Genomic DNA, 20829 nt, shown 5'->3' on the forward strand with positions numbered 1-20829 from the left:
TGTTTGGTCATTCTTTTAGACATACAAAATACTCCCTTCATAATAGGTGAGAATTTTTATTATTTCTCTGTCTACTATAAAGGGAGCATATCACTTAAAACGGATTATCCCTCGTTTTTTAACCGGCGATTAGCATAGTGCATAAGGATGAAAAGAACCTTGATGATGATGTTATCCATATTCCTTCATAAAAAGCTGTCGTCAAAAGTAGTTAGATTCAACTAACGTCCAGTAGGGAAAAAACCTCCACTGAACGAAGTTTCAGTATATATGCTAACATTGAGTAAAGCATCTTAAAATCTCCCTCCTCTCATTAGAATACCGAAGTAGTGGCATTGTGCAAGTTGATCACATACAAATAATCAAGCGCTTTCTTTTCCCTATTTTCGGCAAGCTTTATAAGGTATAATAGATACAGAGATAACATTTTGCTGTTATTTCTGATGTCTACTTTATTATTTAATGGTGGTGATATAATTTGTGAGACATGAAAAACAATATCAATCGCTAAACATTGACACAAGCAGTGGAAACTTATTAATTGAAGGGCCGGTGAGCTCAGACAAATTGGCCAAGCTTTGTATGAATGAACAACTCACAGCTTTTCGTCAGCCGGATCAACAATTGGCTGCCTTACAAGAAATCGCCGACTTAGAAGAAGGCCGTATCATTATCGCAACGAATCAAGATGAGATTATCGGTTATGTTACCTTTCTCCATCCTGATCCGATTGAACACTGGTCTAAGTATCCTAAAGACAATATGTTGGAACTGGGTGCCATTGAAGTGGCTCCTGCCTATCGCGGTAACAAATTAGGCTCACGCTTAATTGCTACCTCAATGAAGGACGAAAATATGGAAAACTATATCATTATTTCCACGGAATACTATTGGCATTGGGATCTTAACTATTCCAAGCTGAGTGTCTGGGACTATCGCAAAATTATGGAAAAAATGATGAGAGCTGGTTCCTTATATCCAGCGGCTACTAATGAGCCAGAGATCATGGCACATCCTGCTAACTGCCTGATGGTTCGAATTGGAAAAAATGTATCCAAGGCCGATGAAGCTTTATTTGATAAACTGAGATTTATGTAGTTAGGAGTGTTAGCATGCTAGTAAAAGATATTATGAAAAGGGATGTGATCACGATTACGGAGGAAGATACAGTTGCCACTGCCTTGCAGCTGTTACAGAAACACCATATTCGTCATATTCCTGTAATAGATGAAAAAAAACAAGTAATCGGTATTGTATCTGATCGTGATGTACGCGATGCCTCTCCCTCTATCCTTGATGCAGAACGTGATGAAACTATCTTAACAAGGTCTATTAAAGAGGTAATGACTAGTCCAGTAGTAACCACTCATCCACTTGAATTTTTTGAAGAAGTGGCTACTATTTTCTATCAAAAGGAATTTGCATGTCTGCCTGTGGTACGCAATAAACAGTTAGTCGGCATGATAACGGAAAAGGATATGCTTCAAACCTTTATTCAATTGACAGGAACTCATTCTCCAAGTACGCAAATGGAATTAAAAGTGCCTGACCGTGTCGGAGTGCTTGCCGATGTCTGCCAATATTTCAAACAACATCATATCAAAATTGTCTCCGTTTACGGATATCCAGATCCAAAAACAGCTGGGTACAAGGTGCTGGTCTTCCGGATTCAAACCATTAATCCTATGCCGGTTATTCGAGCTTTTGAAGAATCTGAATTTGACATATTATATCCCTATTTGGAGGATCAAGATGAAATCTAAGAATACAGCCTTTATCTATACAGAGGATTTCTTACAATATTCCTTTCATGAACAGCACCCGTTTAATCAGCTGCGCTTATTATTGACCAAAGAATTGCTAGAAAGTGAACAAGCCTTAACAGCCGAAGATATTGTCTTACCAAAATCGTACAGTGAGGATCTTTTACTTACGATTCACGCCAAAGAATATATCGATATCGTAAAACGCGCCAGTGCAGAACACCCTGTCTCCTTTGAATCATTTGGAATTGGAACGACGGATACACCTAGTTTTCCAGAAATGTATGACGCTTCCTTCCGAACGGTCACTGGTTCTGTAACAGCAGCCGAATTGGTTATGTCCACTCAAGTAAATCATGCCTTGAACATTGCTGGGGGATTACATCACGGATTTCCTGATCGAGCCTCTGGTTTCTGTATTTTTAACGATATAGCCATAGCTATTCAATATATTCGGGAGCATTACCAAGCAAAGGTACTGTATATTGATATTGACGCCCATCATGGAGATGGTGTGCAACATTGCTTCTATGACGACCCTAATGTATGTACGGTCTCTATTCATGAAACAGGGAGATATCTTTATCCAGGTACAGGCAAAACAGGTGAACGCGGTGTGAAAGAAGGTTTTGGCTTTGCCTTCAATTTCCCTATTGATGCCTTTACAGAAGATGACTCTTTCTTAGAAACCTTCTCTTCGATTGAGGAAATCGCTGCCTACTTCAAACCTGATGTGATTGTTAGCCAACATGGAGCAGACGCCCATTACCTTGACCCATTAACCCATCTTCATTGCAGTTTAGCAACCTTCGAGGAGGTTCCTAAGCGGATTCATAAGCTGGCTCACCAATATTGTCAGGGGAAATGGGTTGCTTTAGGCGGTGGTGGTTATGATATTTGGCGTGTAGTTCCAAGGGCTTGGTCACAATTGTGGCAGATTATGAATAATCGAGAAAATTTCCGAGGCGAGATTTCAAAGAAATGGTTACATAAATGGCAGAAGCAGGCACCTGTACCGTTGCCAACAACCTGGGAAGACCAATTGGAAGAATACAAACCGATTCCTCGTCACGATGAAATTGTCGAAACAAATCAGCGCATGACAGAACAAGTCATGAAATTTATTACCAACCACAAAAACGAATAAAACAAGCCTGCCATCAGTGGGAATTTTCTTCATCACCATTGATAAGTATGTAAAATAGCTCCCACCCAAGATCGCTTGCATAGCACCACCTGATTTGGAGAAGGGAATTCTGCGGGCAGTTCACTGGGATAAAAAAATAGAACCAGGATAAAGTAACATATCCTGGCTCTATTCGTTTATTTATTTTGTTGATTTTCGTTTTAAAATTTGGTGTGGTAACACAACATTTTGGTTATCAATCGTTTCTTTATTCATGAATTTTGTCAACAGTCTCATCGCTACTGCTCCAATATCATACATTGGCTGTACAATAGTCGTAAGTGTAGGACGAACCATTGTCGCTAGTCTCGTATTATCAAAGCCAATCACTTCTACATCATCTGGAACATTTAGGCCATTATCCTGTAATCCATGGATAACACCTAATGCCATTTCATCGGTAGCTACGAAGATAGCCTTCGGAAAATCTTCTTTCTTCAAGATTTCATTAACGGCTTCCAATCCCGATTCATAAGTGAAGTCAGCAATCACAACGTAATCCTCATTTACCTCACTATTTGCCTCTTTAATGGCTCTAGTATAACCTTCATATTTTTTCTCATTGACTACCGAATCTTCTTCTCCAGTCACAAAGATTGGATGCTTGGTACCATTACTAATTAGTAATGAAGTTGCCTCATAAGCTGCTTGCTCATAATCAATATTAACAGATGGGATAGCACCAGTAGAATCAATAGTTGCAGCTAATGCAACCGGAACTGGTGAAGTTTTTAGCTGCTGTACATGTTCCTCGGTTATGGTTGCTCCCATATAAATTAAACCATCAACTTGCTTTTCAAACATCGTATTGATCAGGCGTAATTCTTTATCCTTATTTTGATCTGAGTTACTCAAAATAATATTATATTTATACATTGTCGCAATATCATCAATTCCTCGGGCTAATTCAGAAAAGAAGATGCTGGATATATCCGGAATAATAACCCCTACTGTGGTTGTTTTCTTACTTGCTAAACCACGGGCTACGGCATTAGGTCGATACCCTAATCGCTCCACTGTTTGTAAAACCTTTTTTCTTGTGGCTGGTTTCACATTTGGATTACCATTCACTACACGTGAAACAGTAGCCATCGAAACGTTTGCTTCCCTTGCTACATCATAAATTGTTACATTCATTATTTTACCTCCTATTATCATTTATGCTATCATACGATTTCATACATTCATGTACTAAGATCAATAGATATTAATATTATTAAGGTTTATCAATCATATTATAACAAATTAATCGATGAAATTAATAATAATAGCAATCATTTATGAAAAATTTTCATAAAAATGATGATTTTTTGGGTTTTTTTCACAAGTAAGGCGGTATAATACCAATTATTTTACAGTAATTCCTTTATGATTTCCGCAAATTTTCAAAGCTAATTCTTTTTTTGGCAGCTATCTCACAAAAATAACAAATGATCTTAGTATTATCGGCATCTTCCGACAAGACAATCCATATTCCCCTTTATATACACAACAATAATGACGATATCATGTCTACGACATATAGGACTATACGGTTTCATTGGTCACGCTTTTTCATCTTTTCTTAAATAATCACCTGTGCCACAATAGGAAAGTGGTCGCTAGGAAATGTGTAATTGATTTGATCAATGACCAGTTTTGTTTTCAATACTCGGAAGGAACTTCCTTTCAGTAATATCCAGTCAATTCGTTCTGGTCCACCGGTTGAATCCTGAAAATTATTGAAGCTGCCATATTCCGTATTTTCCTTTGCCTCTGCTATATCCCAGCTATCCATATATCCTGCCTTCTCTGTCAAATACACATGTGTTTCTGATTGATAGCCGGTATTGAAATCAGCAGTAACAATAATCGGAATATCAGATTTCATACCAGCCACTTCTCCGGCAATTAACTCGGCGCTTTTCTGCCTTGCAAACTCCGTCTCATGATCAAAGTGTGTATTAAGATGATAGAATATCTGTCCTGTTTGTCGATCTTTAAATAGAGCCCAGACTGCCATTCTGGTTAGTTCATTCCCCCATGTTGCAGATCCCACTTGATCAGGGAAATCGGACAGCCAAAAATAATTATAAGCCATCAATTCAAATCGATTTTTTTTGTAAAATATAGGCGTATACTCCCCATGGCTCCCGCCTTCTCTCCCCTGCCCAATCCAGTTGTATTCAGGAAGTAACTCTACTAAGTCATTGATTTGGTGATAGAGACATTCTTGCAGCCCCAATAAATCTGGATCTTCTTGCTGAATAATCTGCTGAATAGCTGCCTTGCGCTCCGCCCACCTTTGCCGATCGGTTGGTTCGTCATATCGGACGTTATAGCTCATCACTTGTAATACATGTTTCATCTTTTCACCCTTCTTTTCATTGAGATACAATATTCAGCTGCACTTAAACCAAATACGTTCGGAACGATTGATTGGCCTGTAATTCAATCACTCTGCCTCCGCGCGATAATTCTCCATAACAATTAAACCCCGTCACCCGGCCAAAACAAAACTTAATTCCATGGTAATCTGCTTCATAATCATTATCATGATCATGCCCACAGAAAATCCCTTTCACTTGTTTGTCTAACAGCATGGACGTAAATAACCCTGTATTCACTGCAGGTGAACACACCCCCTCATATTTATACCCGACAGCTCTTCCTTTTTGCCAAGCTTCTTCATATTCAGGAATCGGGATATGTAAAAAGACGAAATCTTCCCTGTCTGGCTGCTCAGTACGATAGTTTTCCGCTGTTTCATAGAACCAGTTTACCTGTTTTGGATGAACAAATTCATAGGTACCAATTTGCAGCGGATCTTCGGCACCGCTATCGATAACATATAATACATGACACAGCTTATCTTCTCCATCCCTTATTTCGATACAATAACTTTCCCTGTCTTCGACAATAAATGACTGTTTTTTCTCGACAGGATTCACTAATCCTTCTTCTAACTTACGCAAGTCTGATCGTGATACAGAAGCCTCTGTATCATGATTTCCATACGTAATGGTAATTGGTGTCTCTAATCCATTAAAAAAGGAAATCAATGCCTCAAACGTCTTATCTGAATGTTTGGTATCTGCCGACCACATCAGATCACCGGTCACCACAATTAAATCTGGCTGTACCTCTGCTGTCTTTTCCTTTATAAGAGCTAATGTTTGTTGATCTTCTTTATTGTGAGGTAATTCGCCAAAATGCAAATCCGTCAATTGTAAAATTTTAAAATTATCTCCTCGTAACTGTACCGCCATTATCTACACCTCTATTTATCACCATTTTTATCAATCAGCTTACCTTTTGTCAGTATAGAACCTCTCAGGCAATAATATTTTATTTTTATGTAATCGCTTACCAATTTTACTCCAGATGTTACTATTTGTCTAGTAATTCAGTAATTGAAACGACAAAAAATTACCTGTCAATAAGTTATCCAAACTTAGACAAAAGCTAAGTCGCATCTGTAAAATAAATAGCTGCAGAAAAGTAGGTCAATGAAATATCATTAAGGTTTTATTATCCAAAAAACCCTGTACACAATGCAAGCACAGGGTTTTTTGGATGTTCGTTTGCTAATAAAACAGCTGCTTATCTTTTTCTGATTTTCTTCATTTCGTCTGCAACAAATTGCACTTGTGTTCCAACAATAACTTGAATACCATTCTTACCAACCACTTTTATTCCTGGTACCCCCGTTCGTTTAATACGCTCTTGATCAACGGCTTCAAGGTCTTCCACCTCTAACCGTAAGCGTGTTACACAGTTATCCAGTGAACTTACATTCTCATCTCCGCCTAAAGCGGCATAAATTTCTTTTGCCATAGCTGTGATTTCATTGTTATCTGAATCGCTGTCTGTCGCTGTCTCGTCTTTTACGTCCTCTTCACGTCCTGGTGTCTTCAAATCAAATTTAACAATCAAGAAACGGAATAGTACGTAATAAATCACAGCTACTACTAAACCTTGGACTAACAGCATGTATGGCTGATTCGCAAGCGGTAATCGAGAACTTAAAATAAAGTCAATCAAACCTGCACTAAAACCAAACCCTGCAGTCCAATCAAAAGTTGCAGCAATAAACATGGAAACGCCTGTTAATAACGCGTGTACAACATATAATGCTGGAGCTAGGAACATAAATGAGAATTCTAACGGCTCTGTTACACCCGTAAAGAAGGCGGCAAAGGCAGTAGCCATTAATAAAGAAGCGGCAGTCTTTCTTCTTTTTGTCTTTGCTGTGTGATACATAGCCAACGCCGCTGCAGGTAGCCCAAACATCATAATTGGGAAGAAACCTGCTTGATACATTCCGGTTACCCCTTTTACCCCATTACTTGACCAGAAATTCGCAATATCGTTTATACCTGCTACATCAAACCAGAATACCGAGTTAAGAGCATGATGCAGACCTGTTGGAATTAATAACCGGTTAAAGAATCCATATAAACCAGCACCAACGGCATCTAAATCAACGATAAACTTACCGAAATTAACTAAACCAGTATAAATAAAAGGCCAGATAAAGAATAAGAGCACAGCAATTACTAAACTTCCAGTAGCAGTCATAATAGGCACTAAGCGCTTACCGCTAAAGAAAGCAAGAGCATCGGGCAGCTTCACATGACTAAAACGGTTATACATTATCGAAGCAATAATCCCGGATAAGATACCAATAAATTGATTTTGGATATTTTCGAAAGCTGGGTTGACACTTCCTTCTTCTACACCTTGTAACAATGACACGGACTCAACAGATAGGATATTGGTAATAACGAGATAAGCAACCAAACCACTCAGTGCTGCTGATCCATCCTTATCTTTCGAGAGCCCAAAAGCAATACCGACAGCGAATAAAATCGACATACTCGGTCCATCAACAATAGACTTACCAGCTTCAATTAGAAATGCAGCAATAATATTATTGGCGCCCCATCCATCTGGATCAAGCCAATAACCAATCCCCATCAGGATCGCCGCTGCTGGCAAAACCGCAACCGGCAGCATCAAGGACCTACCTAAATTTTGAAAATATTTCATCATCTTCTTTCCTCCTCAGGAATAGTATTTGCAAATAATATAATGAATAATAAATGATATTCAAAAAAGTGCAGTAAAATTGCATTTATTAAATCCAACACACTCCTTGTGCAGCGCTCCTTCTAGACTCAGCACCGCTTGGAGCAATCAACCTTATATATGACCTAATCATAGCCATTTAAAGCTTTCTCAATCTCTCGATATGAATTGTAATATACCCTAGTTCCGACGGCGGAAACTCAATGCCGTATTTTTTTGTAATCATATCGGTCACTTGGACAGTGATTTGATAACAGTCTCTGAATTTTGTCTTAATCATCTTTAACATATCTCTATCCATCTCATGTACTTCATATTGACCAACTCTTGATAAGGCAAAATGTAAATGGGTAACCAATCTTTGATATGCTATATCATCCCCTTCTATATGCAAATTCATTTTCTCTAAAAATGCCTGCATCATTTCCCTGACAATAGCTGTATGTTTAATAGTTTGACTATAGTCACTGCCTTTCAGCTTCATCGTATGAATATGAAGGGCAATATGGGCAGCTTCATCTATTGGTACATCTAATTGGCATTGTTCACGCATATGCTGTACTGCCCATGTACCAATCTCATATTCATCTCGATACAAAATCTTAATTTCATTAAGTAATTTATTTGGCAGATAAATCCCGTCTTCCATTCGTTCAATTGCGAAAGAAATGTGATCGGTTAAGGCGATATGGATATGTTCACTTAGTTTTGTACCTAGGTATTCTTCAGCGTAGGAGATGATCTGCTCAGAGATGATAAAATGCTGCTCTGGGATGCGATTTAATAATTGCTGAAACTTCTCATTTTCCTTCATGACAAAGAGTTGTTCTACCTTATTTTTGTTGATAACATCATTTTTCCGTTTGCCAAATGCGACGCCGTTACCAATGGCAACCTTCTCTTCCCCATCATCTATCACCAGAATCGCATTATTATTAAACACCTTTTTTAATTTCACCTTTATCATCTCCTTTCTGTTATTTTACAGTAATCTAAGACAGAACATACTAGAAAACCAAAATATACTTGGATCTTTATTTCTAAGCAGGCGTAGGGCGCAATATATCATTCTGGAGCAGCCCACGCCTCATCTTTCCCGTTAACTAATGGTAAGGATAACTGTCTCACCTGCTACACTTGTTATACCGGAAGCATCCTGATAAGATTTCTCTTTATCCGTGTTGGTAATCACAATAGGTGTTATAATATTGTCTGCGTGTTCTTCAATATAAGCTAAATCCACTTCCAAAATTGGATCCCCTACGCGAACTTGGTCTCCCACAGCTGCTAAAGCCTGAAAACCTGCCCCTTTCAGACTGACGGTTTCCAACCCTACATGAATTAAGACTTCCACTCCATCTTCGGTCTCTATGCCGATTGCATGTTTACTGTCCGGAATCTGAACGATCTTTCCGTTTACAGGTGCAACAACTTTTCCTTCTGAGGGGATGATCGCTGCTCCTTCTCCCATCATTCTCTCCCCAAATACTGGATCAGGTACATCGGTTAAGCTCACAACCTGACCTGACATCGGAGCAATTATCTCAATTGGTGCTGATTTTTTAAATAGTTTCTTAAACATAGTCTGCGCTCTTCCTTTCTGTTTCTTTTCTCTAACAACTAAAAGGCATAGAGAAATAATAAAGGTTGTATAACATAAACAAATCCTTCACTTTTTCCCTATGCCTAATCGAGTTAGTCACATAAGAACCAATATTTTATTTGGTTAACTGCAATCATCATACCATATACCTATAAAGTTGTCTATACCTTTTGGAATTATTTTTATTTTCCCTCTTTAAACCTTATTATAAAAGGCATAGTAGGCCTTTTTAATTATAGACAACTACACAATTTTCTGAAAATTCTTAATAAGTTAAGACTACCATAAAGTCTGAAAAAGATCGGCTTATAACAGAAAATCAGAGCAACTGTAAGCACTTGCTCTGATTTTTAGAGTCTTACTTATTTATTTAATAAGTCTTTCATAAACTGATGGAATGTCGGGATATCCATTTGTTGAGCAGCATCAGATAAAGCAACCGCTGGATCAGGGTGTACCTCTGCCATTACTCCATCTGCTCCAATTGCCAATGCCGCTTTCGCTGCTGGCAACAACAAGTCTCTTCTACCTGTAGAATGTGTTACATCGACCATAACAGGCAGGTGTGTTTCTTGTTTAAGGATTGGCACAGCTGTAATATCTAATGTATTACGAGTAGCCTTCTCATATGTTCTAATTCCACGTTCACAAAGAATAATATCGCCATTACCTTTGGAGATAATGTACTCTGCTGCATTGATAAAGTCAGAAATAGTAGCGGACATACCACGTTTTAATAAGACAGGCTTATTGGTCTCACCGGCAGCCTTTAATAATTCAAAGTTTTGCATATTTCGTGCACCGATTTGAATCACATCGATATAATCTACTGCTTTCTCAATATGAGCAGGGTTTACAATTTCACTTACTACAGCAAGCCCTTGTTCTTCTGCTACACGTTTTAAGATTTCAAGACCTTCAAATCCTAATCCTTGGAAATCATAAGGTGATGTTCTTGGTTTAAATGCACCGCCTCGGATTAGTTTCAATCCTTCTTGCTTGATAGCCTTCGCTACTTCTGTTACTTGTTCGTAGCTCTCCACCGCACATGGCCCGAAAATAAAGTGCTGCTTACCATCACCGAATTTTTCTTCATTTATAGTAATAACCGTGTCTTCTGGTTTCTTCTTACGTGATACTAGCAATGCTTTACTATGATCATCCTCTTGCAGTTCCAGTCCAGCCTTGAAAATCTCCTTGAATAAGTGAACAATCGTAGAATTCTCAAATGGCCCATCATTATGCTTCGTGATTAAATTTAACATATCACGTTCACGAACAGGATCATAACTACGATTAGCACCTTGCTTTTCTTTCACTTGACCAGTTTTTTGCACCAATTCAGCACGTTTATTAATTAACGCCAGTATTTCAAGGTTTGTTTGGTCAAGCTGTTCACGAAGCTGATCCAATTGTTCATTACTCATTATAAAATCCCCCTACTCCCTTTATATTATTATTTAGAAAGGCAATATTCATTGTTTCTCGAATTCTTTCTACAAGAAAACTAATACCTTCTGATAGCATAAAAAAAATGTTATACTTTTTCTATGGAATTACGGATTATTATAGCTAAAAAAACGACAATTGTCACCTATATAGACGAATATTTTTTGAATATTTAAAATTTGTTCATTAACGGAGAGGAAAAGAGATATGAATAAACCTATTTTTGCCTTAGATATTGGAACAAGATCAGTGATTGGTTTACTAATAGAGCAAGTAGATCAACACTATCAATTAATCGATTATTATATTCTTGAACATGAAGAGCGCGCCATGTTAGATGGACAGATACATAATGTCGTAGCAGTTGCCGAAAGCATACATAAAGTGAAGTTATATTTAGAAGAAAAACATCAACTAAAACTAACTGAAGCATGTGTAGCTGCTGCCGGAAGGGCATTGAAAACGAAGCGTGTATCTGCCCATCAATTGATTGCTGCCCAGCCTATGATCGATGAAGAAGCCGTTGTGCTGCTTGAATTAGAAGCCGTCCAGAAGGCACAATATGAATTAGCTAACGGAGAAGAAGAAGAACGTCATCACTACTATTGTGTTGGCTATTCCGTCACGTATTATCGATTAGACGGGGAAGAAATCGGATCACTGATTGATCAGCAAGGGGAAAGTGCTGAAGTAGAAATCATTGCTACGTTCCTGCCAAAAGTGGTCGTGGAATCATTACTAGCCGCTTTGCAGCGCGCTCATTTAGACCTAGAGGCATTAACACTTGAACCGATTGCTGCCATTCAAGTACTTATCCCTCCTTCTATGAGACGTTTAAACGTTGCTCTTGTTGATATTGGAGCCGGAACGAGTGATATTGCAATTACCTCTGAAGGCACGGTTACCGCATACGGAATGGTACCTAAAGCAGGAGATGAGATTACGGAAGCAATTAGTGATCATTATTTACTAGATTTCCATCAAGCAGAAGACTGTAAAAGGGATATCACGCTGTATAAGAAGACCATCATTGAAGATATCCTTGGATTTGAACAGGAAATCCTTTATGAAGAAATGGTAGAACACATCTTAGCTGCTGTCGAACAATTAGCAGAGGCTATTGCCCAGGAAATACTAGCATTAAATGGCGGTAAATCGCCCAAGGCAGTCATGTTAGTAGGTGGAGGCAGTCAAACCCCTGCCCTACCAAAGTTACTCGCAAACAAGCTGCAATTGCCTGCTAACCGAGTTGCCATTCGGGACGCCAATGCCATTCCATCATTGATTAAGCACGACACCCTGCCAACAGGCCCTGATTTCGTCACACCGATTGGGATTGCCATTGCTGCCAAGCAGAATCCTGTTCATTATATTAGTGTCGAGGTCAACGGCCGCACGATCCGACTGTTTGAAATGAAAAGCTTAACCATTGCTGACAGCTTATTAGCTGCCGGTATTAATATTAAGAAGCTGTATGGAAAACCAGGCCTAGCAGCAATCATCACTTATAATGGCAAACAAGTTACCTTACCTGGCGCCTATGGTTCAGCACCTATTATTTATATTAATGATACTGAGGCAACTATTCATGACACGATTCAAAACGGAGATACCATCAATATTCATCCAGGCGATGATGGCAGTCCTGCTAAGGTATCCATAAAAGATCTAATCGGCGACTGGAAAGCACTTTCTGTCTATTATCAAGGAGAATTAATGGAAATCTATCCATCGGTTACTGTGAATGAACAAGCTGTATCCTCCTCCTACATACTACAAGATGGGGATACAGTAAAACACCAACAGACACTTACACTAGGTTCCTTCTTACATGACTATCAGAAAGAAATAAATCTAGAAACACCATTTATTATTTGGTTGAATGACCATCAAAAAACTATGGAAGCCTATAATAAAACACTTCTGATAAACGGACAGCCAGCCAAGCAAACAGATATACTGTATGATGAAGACAAAATCGAAGTAATATCTGCTGAACTCCCAAGTCTAAAGGAGCTATTAGAAGCGCTAGACATTAGGTATAGAAATCAGATACCAATCTCTTATAACCAACAACCGCTGACATTAACAAAAGAATTGGTCAAGATCTATCGCAATGGAGAAAGATTATCCTTAGAGGATCATATTCATCCACAAGATAACTTACAAATGGAGACACAAAAACAAGGAGCCTTCATCTTTCAAGATATCTTCCGCTTCATCTCAATTGATTTAACAACGGCAAAAGGAAAAGTGGAATTGTTACGGAATGGACAGCCAGCTACCTTCTTTGAAGCACTACAACCAAATGACAAAATTACAATTCAAATCGAAAACCGCTGAATTTTTCAGCGGTTTTTGTCGATTATATAACGAAACAACTTGACTTGCTCCTTCCTTATCAAAAACATCATCTTAGTGAGGAAGTTTTGTTAGCAAGATACCATAAGATGTGCATGCTTCACAGCATTCTCTTTAGTTGTTCTTCTTTGATATCACCATGATTAAGATGCAGATTCACTTCCCCATTTATAAATTGAAGCGCTTGTGGAGACTCATGTTTTACCCGATACTTCTCTGCCAGGTAATCAGATAATTCTCTTGCTTCTTGGACATATAGGCGGTACATTGGGATATTTGCTCGTTCTCGGCAGCCTTCGAATTGTTTATTTGCCTCTGTACTAATGGGACAAGTCAGACTATGCTTCAATACCACCAACGAACTATTATTCTCGATAGCCTCTTGAAACTCTTCAATTGTTTGTAACTGCTGAATATTCACGTTTGCAACACTCCCTTTTTATATGTTGTTCAACAAGCCCGATAAAAATGACACATCGAATGTCGGAGTTGGCAGTAGGGGAACTTCTACTAAGATCACCCACATCGTGTGGGTAACGCAGAAGTCAACACATCCTGTGCAAGTCCGTTACTCAAAGCTGCGCCGCCTTGAACTTTCGACGCACACGACGTGCTAGTATCTTTGTTGCAACACGATGTTGCGAACTTAACCGATGACGATCCTTTTTACCAAACTTTTTGAACACTCCCTTTTATGAATTTCTCCATACAAAAGAACTGCCCTACCTCTTTTGTATGGAGATTTAGACAGCTCTTCCTTATCACAATACTAGCTATCCATGCTGCGCATGGACAGACACTATGGGCTTATTCTTTCTTTTCGTTTTCACTTTCAACAGCTTGTGCGGCTTTTTCAATAGCTTGTGCTACTTCTTCGGCTGTTTTCTCTGGATCTGCTTTTTCAGAGATTTTATTTTGAATAGTCTCTTTTGTTTCTTTCAATTTATTAGACACTTCATCGGTTTTTTGGGCAACCGTATTACTGATTTGTTCTGTTTGTTCTTTTGCGTAATCTCTAATATCGTTTCCTTTTTCATAGGCAGCATCTTTTAGTTCAATACCTTTCTCGTAAGCGGCGTCTTTCCATTCACTGGCACGCTCTTTTACATATTCTGCCCCTTGATTAATATCACTTCTTAATTCTTTACCTGATTTTGGAGCAAAAATAAGAGCTAAAGAAGCACCTACAATCCCTCCGATTAAGGAACCGATTAAAAAGTCCTTGCTATTGATATTTTGATTATTCTCTGATTGGCGTTGATTAGTCATTGTTATTCCTCCAATATTGATTATTTTTGTTTATTATTCTTATTTTTATTAAATAATTCTAACACAACTGTACTCCACTTAATAGCCTGAGCAGTGGTTTCTTTGTTTTCCTCTGCAACTTGCCGCACTGCTTTTGAAACGGTACGAACCGAATCAGTTAAATCAGTAAATGTATCTCCTACATTTCGCACACCATCTACTACTGTGTTTAATTGCGTTGTTTTTACTTGAATCTCATCTGTCAGCTTATTTGTCTTATTGAGCAGGGCTTGTACTTCCACAATGATTCCCTTTACATCTTGATCAAAGCCTTCCAGGGTATCTGCAACACTTGATAATGTACGCTTAGTTTCTCTAAGAACAAGTACTAAATATATAACGAGAACGGCAAAAGCAACTGCTGCTATAAATGCGGCTAAGTATAAAAGTACTTCCATTTATTCGTTCACTCCTTCGTATGTATTTCATAAATTTCAATGATAGTAATGTTATACCCTTTAAACTCCATTCTAAACAAACTGAAAATAAAATTCACGTGAAAAGGTTATCTTTTTTTTATTTTCCCTGAAACCATTGTCATTACTCACTTTCCCCTCAAGTAAAATCTTTCAGCTGCAGATACCTTTATTGTTCAAGCATTCTAGAGGGAGACAAAAAATAAAGCTGCCGCAAAATGTAACATTTACATTATGCAACAGCCCCGTTTGTTCTATACATTTTCATATGCCTCTTGATATTTTTGAATATCACCCGCACCCATAAAGACCAATACACCATCTTGATGCTGTTTCAACATATCTATGGTATCAAAGTCTAACTTTTTGCTGTTTGGCACTAGATCCTGCAAATCTTGAACTGACAAGTTAGCTTGTGCTTCACGTGCAGAACCAAAGATATCACATAAATAGACAGCATCTGCCTCAGATAAGGCATCACTAAATTCATGCAAGAAAGTTTTTGTTCGTGAATACGTATGTGGTTGAAAAATCGCCACGATTTCACGGTTGGAATGCTTCTTTCTTGCAGCTTCGATGGTCGCTTCCACTTCTTTTGGATGATGTGCATAATCATCAATAAGAATCTGACTTCCTACTTCTTTTTCCGAAAATCGCCTTTTTACACCTTGGAAAGAAACTATTTCTTTAATTTGAGCACTTGTGAAATTCTCATAATCACACAGTGTAATAACAGCTAATGCATTCAAGACGCTATGATCTCCAAATGTATTAATTTCAAAAGTGTCATAATAATCATTTCGTACAAATACATCAAAAGTAGTCCCTTGTTCTGTCACCTGGATATTCTTTGCACAGAAGTCATTGCCCTCACTCAGACCATAATATAATACAGGCACCTTGGCTTGAATCGACTGAAGATGTTCATCATCTCCACATGCAATGATTCCCTTCTTTACATTGTTAGCCATTTCTTGAAAAGCAGAAAAAACGTCATCAATATCCTTAAAATAATCAGGGTGATCGAAATCAACGTTCGTCATAATCGCATAATCTGGTTTATACGCTAGGAAATGTCTGCGGTATTCACAAGCTTCAAAGACAAAATATTCGCTCTCTTCTGACCCCTTACCTGTCCCATCACCAATTAAATAGGAAATCGGCACATTGCAATCTAAAACATGGGCTAATAAACCAGTGGTCGATGTTTTACCATGGGCACCAGTCACGGCAATACTAATATATTTTTGAAGCCATTCGCCAAGAAATTCATGATATCGAAAAAATGGCAGCCCTAGTTCTTTTGCCTTTTTGATCTCTGGATGATCATCTTTAAAGGCATTCCCAGCTATTACCGTTAGCCCCTGCTGCACATTGGCTACTGAAAAGGGGTATATATCGATATTTTTTTGTTCTAATGCAGTTTGTGTAAAGATATAATCTTCTATATCTGACCCTTGCACTTGTTTGCCTGAGTCAGCTAAAATTTGTGCCAATGCACTCATACCTGTTCCTTTAATACCAATGAAATGGTAAGTTGTCATAAAAAGAACCTCCAAAATCAATTTGTTCGTACACAAATATGTGTCTATCGTTTAACTAAATCATCATCTGATAACCAGAGTCAGTTGTCAAGTCATTTCGTTTGATAGGAAATCAAGCTTCGTTTCCACACGGTAAATCAGCCTGTAAGACTTCTGGCTGACACCAGATCTCACAGAGCCATTAATCTATCCTGTCATGGCCGGTAACCAACACTTCCCGCTGTTTACTACCATTCTGTCCCGACACAATACCGTTATCCTCCATACTGTCAATTAATCTGGCCGCACGATTGTAGCCAATCTTGAAACGGCGCTGTAATAATGAAGCACTAGCTCCATTATATTCCATTACAAAATCAACGGCTTCATCATATAAATCATCAAGCTCTTCATTGGCATAAGATTGCTGGATTAACTGTTCTTGTTCAAATAAATAGTTTGGTTTAGCCAGCTGCTTGACGTAATTTGTCACTCGTTCTATTTCATCATCTGACACAAAAGCACCTTGGATTCGTTTAATCTCGCTGGAACCATTCTCAACAAAGAGCATATCTCCTTTACCAAGCAGTTTCTCTGCCCCATTTGTATCCAAGATTGTTCTTGAATCGATTTGTGATGATACACTAAAGGCGACTCTAGTCGGCACATTTGCTTTAATTAAACCGGTAATCACATCTACAGATGGACGTTGAGTAGCAATCAATAAATGAATCCCACAAGCCCTGGCCTTTTGCGCAATACGGCAAATAGCATCCTCTACATCTTGTGGAGCTGTCATCATCAAATCAGCTAATTCATCAATAACAATAACGATAAACGGCATTTTCTGCTCTGGCTGGTTCTGCTCCAGCATCTTCTGATTGTAACGCTGAATATCACGAGTACCTGCTTCCACAAACTTCTGATAACGGTCTTCCATTTCTTGAACCGCCCATTTTAACGCAGAAGTAGCTGCCTTCACATCAGTAATAACTGGTGCAACTAAGTGAGGAATCTCATTATAAGGCGTAAGCTCCACCATCTTTGGATCAATTAAAAGAAACCGAACATCTTCATGATTAGCCTTATACAACAAGCTAATCAAAATCGTATTAATACAAACACTCTTACCTGATCCTGTAGCACCTGCTATTAATCCGTGCGGCATCTTCTTCAAATCGGTGAATACCGGCCTGCCTTCAATATCGGCCCCTAGTGCCACCGTTAAAGAAGATTCCTGATTGGTAAATTGATCACTATCCAGCAGTTTGTGAAGAAAGACTGCTTCTGGATTGGCATTAGGCACCTCAATTCCAATTGTATGCTTGCCTGGAATTGGAGCTTCCATCCGAATATCCTTAGCGGCTAAATTCATCTTGATATCATCGGTTAAGTTTTTTATCTTGCTGACCTTTACTCCAGGTTCCGGTTGAATTTCAAATCTGGTCACAGATGGTCCTTGTGTCACATCAACAACTTTTGCTTTTATATTAAAATATCGAAGTGTATTCTGCAATGTTTCTGACTGCTCTTGTACCCATGCTGTCTGGTTAAGTTTCTGCTCTTCTACATCATCCAATAAATGCATAGGCACAGAATAAGGAATAGTTATTTCTTGTTTATCTGCAACAGCTGTCGGCTGTTTATTTTCGATGGTAACGGGATGTTCTTGTGCTTTTTTTTGTTGGATTTTCCATTTATCTCTAGGCGTCATCATCACATTCACTGGACGCTTAGATCGTTTATCTGGCCGGTTGAGTTGCTCTGATTGAACTATTTTTTTAATATCAACTGCTTTATCGGATACTGGTTTACTATCGCTCGTCATACTGTCGGCTTCAGCTACGACAGGCTCCTCAGTCAACATAACTGGTGTTTGTAATATTTCTTCCTCTGATTGAGTTTGATCACGTTCTTCTAGTACCGTTTGATCTTCCTGAACTTCTTGTTCTACTGATAACTTGTTATTCGTTTCTGATACTGGCTGTTTCGTGTATTCATCCTTCTTAACAGACGTCAGCTCTGTTTCTTTTGGGACAATGACCGCTTCTTCCTTCTGAGGTTCTCGTTCCCGCTCCTTTTCTTTTATGAATAACTGTGGTGTGTCTGTTCTCTTTTTCCGGCGATCTTGAAAACCATAGATAGGTGACGGCACCTCACGCACCTTAAAGGGCTCTCGCCTAGTTTCCGCTTTTGGTAATGGCGGGTTCGCTTCCTTTTTTTCTGTTTTCTCTTTTTCTATAGTTTTAGTTTGCTTCTCTAGTTTCTTTATATGTGAATTTGGTCGATCTGTCTCTATTTTTCGTTGATGTTTTGGATATTGATAGGCCATCTTCGTTTCTAACTTCTTTGACATGGCAGTTTTTTCTTCTTGTTTTATCTCATCTTGTTCCTGTTCTTGATCAAATAAATGATCCCATCTTTTTCTTATATTTTTCCACATCGTACGTTATCACTCTCTTCCTACTAATTGTACGAGTGAATAATCATGCACTCTTCTCACTATTTTATCACGAAACGTTCGGTTGTAATAGCAATATTTTCTTTCGGAAATTCTTCCCCTCTTTTTTTAAAAAAGTTTGAAACCAAGTTCAAGAAAAATAAAACGCACAAATGTTGACAGTTCAGCATTCGTGCGTTTATCCTCATGTCCAAACCCTAAAAAAAATTAAAATAAAAATTCGTTGCCAATTTCTTCTTCAGCAGGAAGTACATAGATACCCTTTTCTTGCGGAGCATTCGGTAGGCCTAATTCTTTTTGCGAACAAATCATTCCAAAGGAATCCACACCACGCAATTTCGTCGGTTTAATTTCTAATCCGCTCGGCATAATTGCTCCAACCTTTGCCACTACTACCTTTTGCCCTTGATCCACATTTGGCGCGCCACAAACAATCTGTAACGTTTCGCTGCCAACATCTACTTGACATACACGTAATTTATCAGCGTCTTCATGTTGACTGATTTCTTTTACATATCCAACTACAAACTTAGGTGTTAAGTCAATTTCTAATCGTTGCGGCACCTGGTTAGCCTCGAACGCCTTTTGCAGCTCTGCGACAATATCTTCTGTCAATTTTGTCTTCCCCGTTGTCAGATCACTAATGTATTGGTCTGCTTCGAAAATATTATATCCTACTACTTCGCCAGTCGATTCGTCCATAATTACTGCAATATCGCCATATTTTTCAAAGGTCACCTTCTCACTATTTTTTAACGGAAATAATAACACATTTCCAATTCCTTGCTGATTGTAATAGACAAACATGTTCTTCGTTCCCCTCTTAATGTTTTGGTTTATTTTTTGCTAAAATAAATACTGGTTCTAAATGTTTCTCTTCATAGATAAATGGCAGGGAAGTAATTGGGACGCGTCCTTCGGCAAAAAACTTCATCGTCATCTGTGCCAATATATCATAGCCTGTCTCATTCTGAATATCGGCTAGGATCAGAACATCCTGATGTGGAACGGCCACAGCCAATTCTCCTGACGCATTTGCCCGCATTTCTTCCAGAAAGGCCTCATTTAAAATTCGACTGGCATCATACCCATCCTGTGTTGCAACAAAATAAAAATCATTTCCTGCTACCGTATCTTTTTTCGGTGCAGCAGATAGGGAACGGATATTAAACAGGGAAACTTCCTTCAAACGCTCCACAGACCAACCTTGTTCTTCCAGCATCTTCTGATCAATTAATTGATAGGTTGTTCCTAAGTCCAGTGCATAATAAATATTGGTTTCAGCCGTATGTTCGGTGTAAACAAGTTTTGTACCTGCTTTTGTTTTCTTTGGAAAGGATGTTGCACGAATAACCGGAAAAATATGCTTCTCTTTCCCTTCGAGCTGATGTTCTTCATGCATCATCTTTAATGATTCTTGTATATGAAACTGCAGCTCATCTAAGGCTGCTTCACCGCGTTGTTCATACTTAGCGATCACATTTGGTATGGTAATCGTCACCCCTTGTTTGGTCTCCTTCCACTCCACCCGATATGTGTTCTTATCTCTATTAAACGACACACGCCAATTCTCTTCTTGTTGAAATAATTCATCTAATTTTTTTTTCATCTTTATTGATGTCATTCGCATTTCTAAATATCCTCCTTTTTCAGAAGAACGCACTGTTTTTTATTGTACCATTCTTTCCA

General features: G+C 38.5%; 18 protein-coding genes. 4 read left to right on the forward strand and 14 right to left on the reverse strand.

The annotated features are described in order from the left end of the window. The first annotated feature begins 480 nt into the window (after nt 1-480). From JOD18_RS22155 to JOD18_RS22165, 3 genes are read left to right on the forward strand one after another with little or no spacing between them, the layout of a single operon-like run. Nucleotides 481-1098 (forward strand): GNAT family N-acetyltransferase, encoded by a 618-nt coding sequence (locus JOD18_RS22155; protein ID WP_204671455.1) that lies wholly within the window; start codon nt 481-483, stop codon nt 1096-1098. A 14-nt stretch (nt 1099-1112) separates the two neighbouring features. Then, nucleotides 1113-1763 carry a CBS and ACT domain-containing protein gene (locus JOD18_RS22160; protein ID WP_204671456.1) on the forward strand — a complete coding sequence of 217 codons (651 nt, stop codon included), beginning with the start codon at nt 1113-1115 and terminating at the stop codon, nt 1761-1763. After that, nucleotides 1753-2910, forward strand: a complete 1158-nt coding sequence (locus JOD18_RS22165) for an acetoin utilization protein AcuC (RefSeq protein WP_204671457.1) — start codon at nt 1753-1755, stop codon at nt 2908-2910. Before JOD18_RS22160 ends, JOD18_RS22165 begins: the two co-directional genes overlap by 11 nt. Nucleotides 2911-3090: 180 nt before the next feature. Here the strand turns inward: JOD18_RS22165 and ccpA are convergent, their stop codons facing one another. The 7 genes from ccpA to JOD18_RS22200 all read right to left on the reverse strand — a co-directional run bounded on the left by ccpA (nt 3091) and on the right by JOD18_RS22200 (nt 11049). Then, nucleotides 3091-4086, reverse strand: a complete 996-nt coding sequence (gene ccpA, locus JOD18_RS22170; RefSeq protein ID WP_204671458.1) for a catabolite control protein A — start codon at nt 4084-4086, stop codon at nt 3091-3093. Nucleotides 4087-4513: 427 nt separating this feature from the next. Continuing rightward, complete coding sequence (locus JOD18_RS22175; protein WP_204671460.1) at nt 4514-5296, reverse strand: endonuclease/exonuclease/phosphatase family protein; 783 nt, start codon at nt 5294-5296, stop codon at nt 4514-4516. A 43-nt stretch (nt 5297-5339) separates the two neighbouring features. Continuing rightward, on the reverse strand, nt 5340-6197 hold the full coding sequence (locus tag JOD18_RS22180) for a metallophosphoesterase family protein (protein ID WP_204671461.1): 858 nt from the start codon (nt 6195-6197) through the stop codon (nt 5340-5342). Between the two features lie 334 nt (nt 6198-6531). Beyond that, on the reverse strand, nt 6532-7983 hold the full coding sequence (gene nagE / locus JOD18_RS22185; RefSeq protein ID WP_204671462.1) for an N-acetylglucosamine-specific PTS transporter subunit IIBC: 1452 nt from the start codon (nt 7981-7983) through the stop codon (nt 6532-6534). Between the two features lie 175 nt (nt 7984-8158). Next, nucleotides 8159-8986: a PRD domain-containing protein gene (locus tag JOD18_RS22190; protein WP_204671463.1), complete on the reverse strand. Its 828-nt coding sequence runs from the start codon at nt 8984-8986 to the stop codon at nt 8159-8161. Between the two features lie 132 nt (nt 8987-9118). Further along, entirely contained in the window at nt 9119-9601 is a 483-nt protein-coding gene (locus JOD18_RS22195) for a PTS sugar transporter subunit IIA (RefSeq protein WP_204671464.1), read from the reverse strand. 383 nt (nt 9602-9984) lie between these two features. Continuing rightward, the gene (locus tag JOD18_RS22200; RefSeq protein ID WP_204671465.1) at nt 9985-11049 is read right to left on the reverse strand and encodes a bifunctional 3-deoxy-7-phosphoheptulonate synthase/chorismate mutase; all 1065 of its coding nucleotides are present in this window, start codon (nt 11047-11049) and stop codon (nt 9985-9987) included. 229 nt (nt 11050-11278) lie between these two features. On the opposite strand from JOD18_RS22200, the gene JOD18_RS22205 reads away from it, so the two are divergent. Beyond that, a complete protein-coding gene (locus JOD18_RS22205) occupies nt 11279-13414 on the forward strand; it encodes a cell division protein FtsA (protein WP_204671467.1) in 2136 nt (711 codons plus the stop codon). Nucleotides 13415-13532: 118 nt separating this feature from the next. Here the strand turns inward: JOD18_RS22205 and ytxJ are convergent, their stop codons facing one another. The 7 genes from ytxJ to JOD18_RS22240 form a co-directional block, all read right to left on the reverse strand. Continuing rightward, on the reverse strand, nt 13533-13853 hold the full coding sequence (gene ytxJ / locus JOD18_RS22210; protein ID WP_204671469.1) for a bacillithiol system redox-active protein YtxJ: 321 nt from the start codon (nt 13851-13853) through the stop codon (nt 13533-13535). A 386-nt stretch (nt 13854-14239) separates the two neighbouring features. After that, nucleotides 14240-14701 (reverse strand): YtxH domain-containing protein, encoded by a 462-nt coding sequence (locus JOD18_RS22215; RefSeq protein WP_204671471.1) that lies wholly within the window; start codon nt 14699-14701, stop codon nt 14240-14242. Between the two features lie 20 nt (nt 14702-14721). Then, complete coding sequence (locus tag JOD18_RS22220; RefSeq protein WP_204671473.1) at nt 14722-15138, reverse strand: DUF948 domain-containing protein; 417 nt, start codon at nt 15136-15138, stop codon at nt 14722-14724. Between the two features lie 272 nt (nt 15139-15410). Beyond that, complete coding sequence (gene murC, locus JOD18_RS22225) at nt 15411-16700, reverse strand: UDP-N-acetylmuramate--L-alanine ligase (RefSeq protein ID WP_204671475.1); 1290 nt, start codon at nt 16698-16700, stop codon at nt 15411-15413. A 181-nt stretch (nt 16701-16881) separates the two neighbouring features. Further along, the gene (locus JOD18_RS22230) at nt 16882-19122 is read right to left on the reverse strand and encodes a DNA translocase FtsK (protein ID WP_204671477.1); all 2241 of its coding nucleotides are present in this window, start codon (nt 19120-19122) and stop codon (nt 16882-16884) included. Nucleotides 19123-19347: 225 nt separating this feature from the next. Beyond that, on the reverse strand, nt 19348-19947 hold the full coding sequence (ytpR, locus tag JOD18_RS22235; protein ID WP_204671479.1) for a YtpR family tRNA-binding protein: 600 nt from the start codon (nt 19945-19947) through the stop codon (nt 19348-19350). A 16-nt stretch (nt 19948-19963) separates the two neighbouring features. Continuing rightward, a complete protein-coding gene (locus tag JOD18_RS22240; protein ID WP_204671481.1) occupies nt 19964-20770 on the reverse strand; it encodes a DUF1444 domain-containing protein in 807 nt (268 codons plus the stop codon). Nucleotides 20771-20829 lie beyond the last annotated feature (59 nt).

The sequence above is a fragment of the Gracilibacillus alcaliphilus genome, assembly GCF_016909015.1.
Lineage (GTDB): Bacteria > Bacillota > Bacilli > Bacillales > Amphibacillaceae > Gracilibacillus > Gracilibacillus alcaliphilus.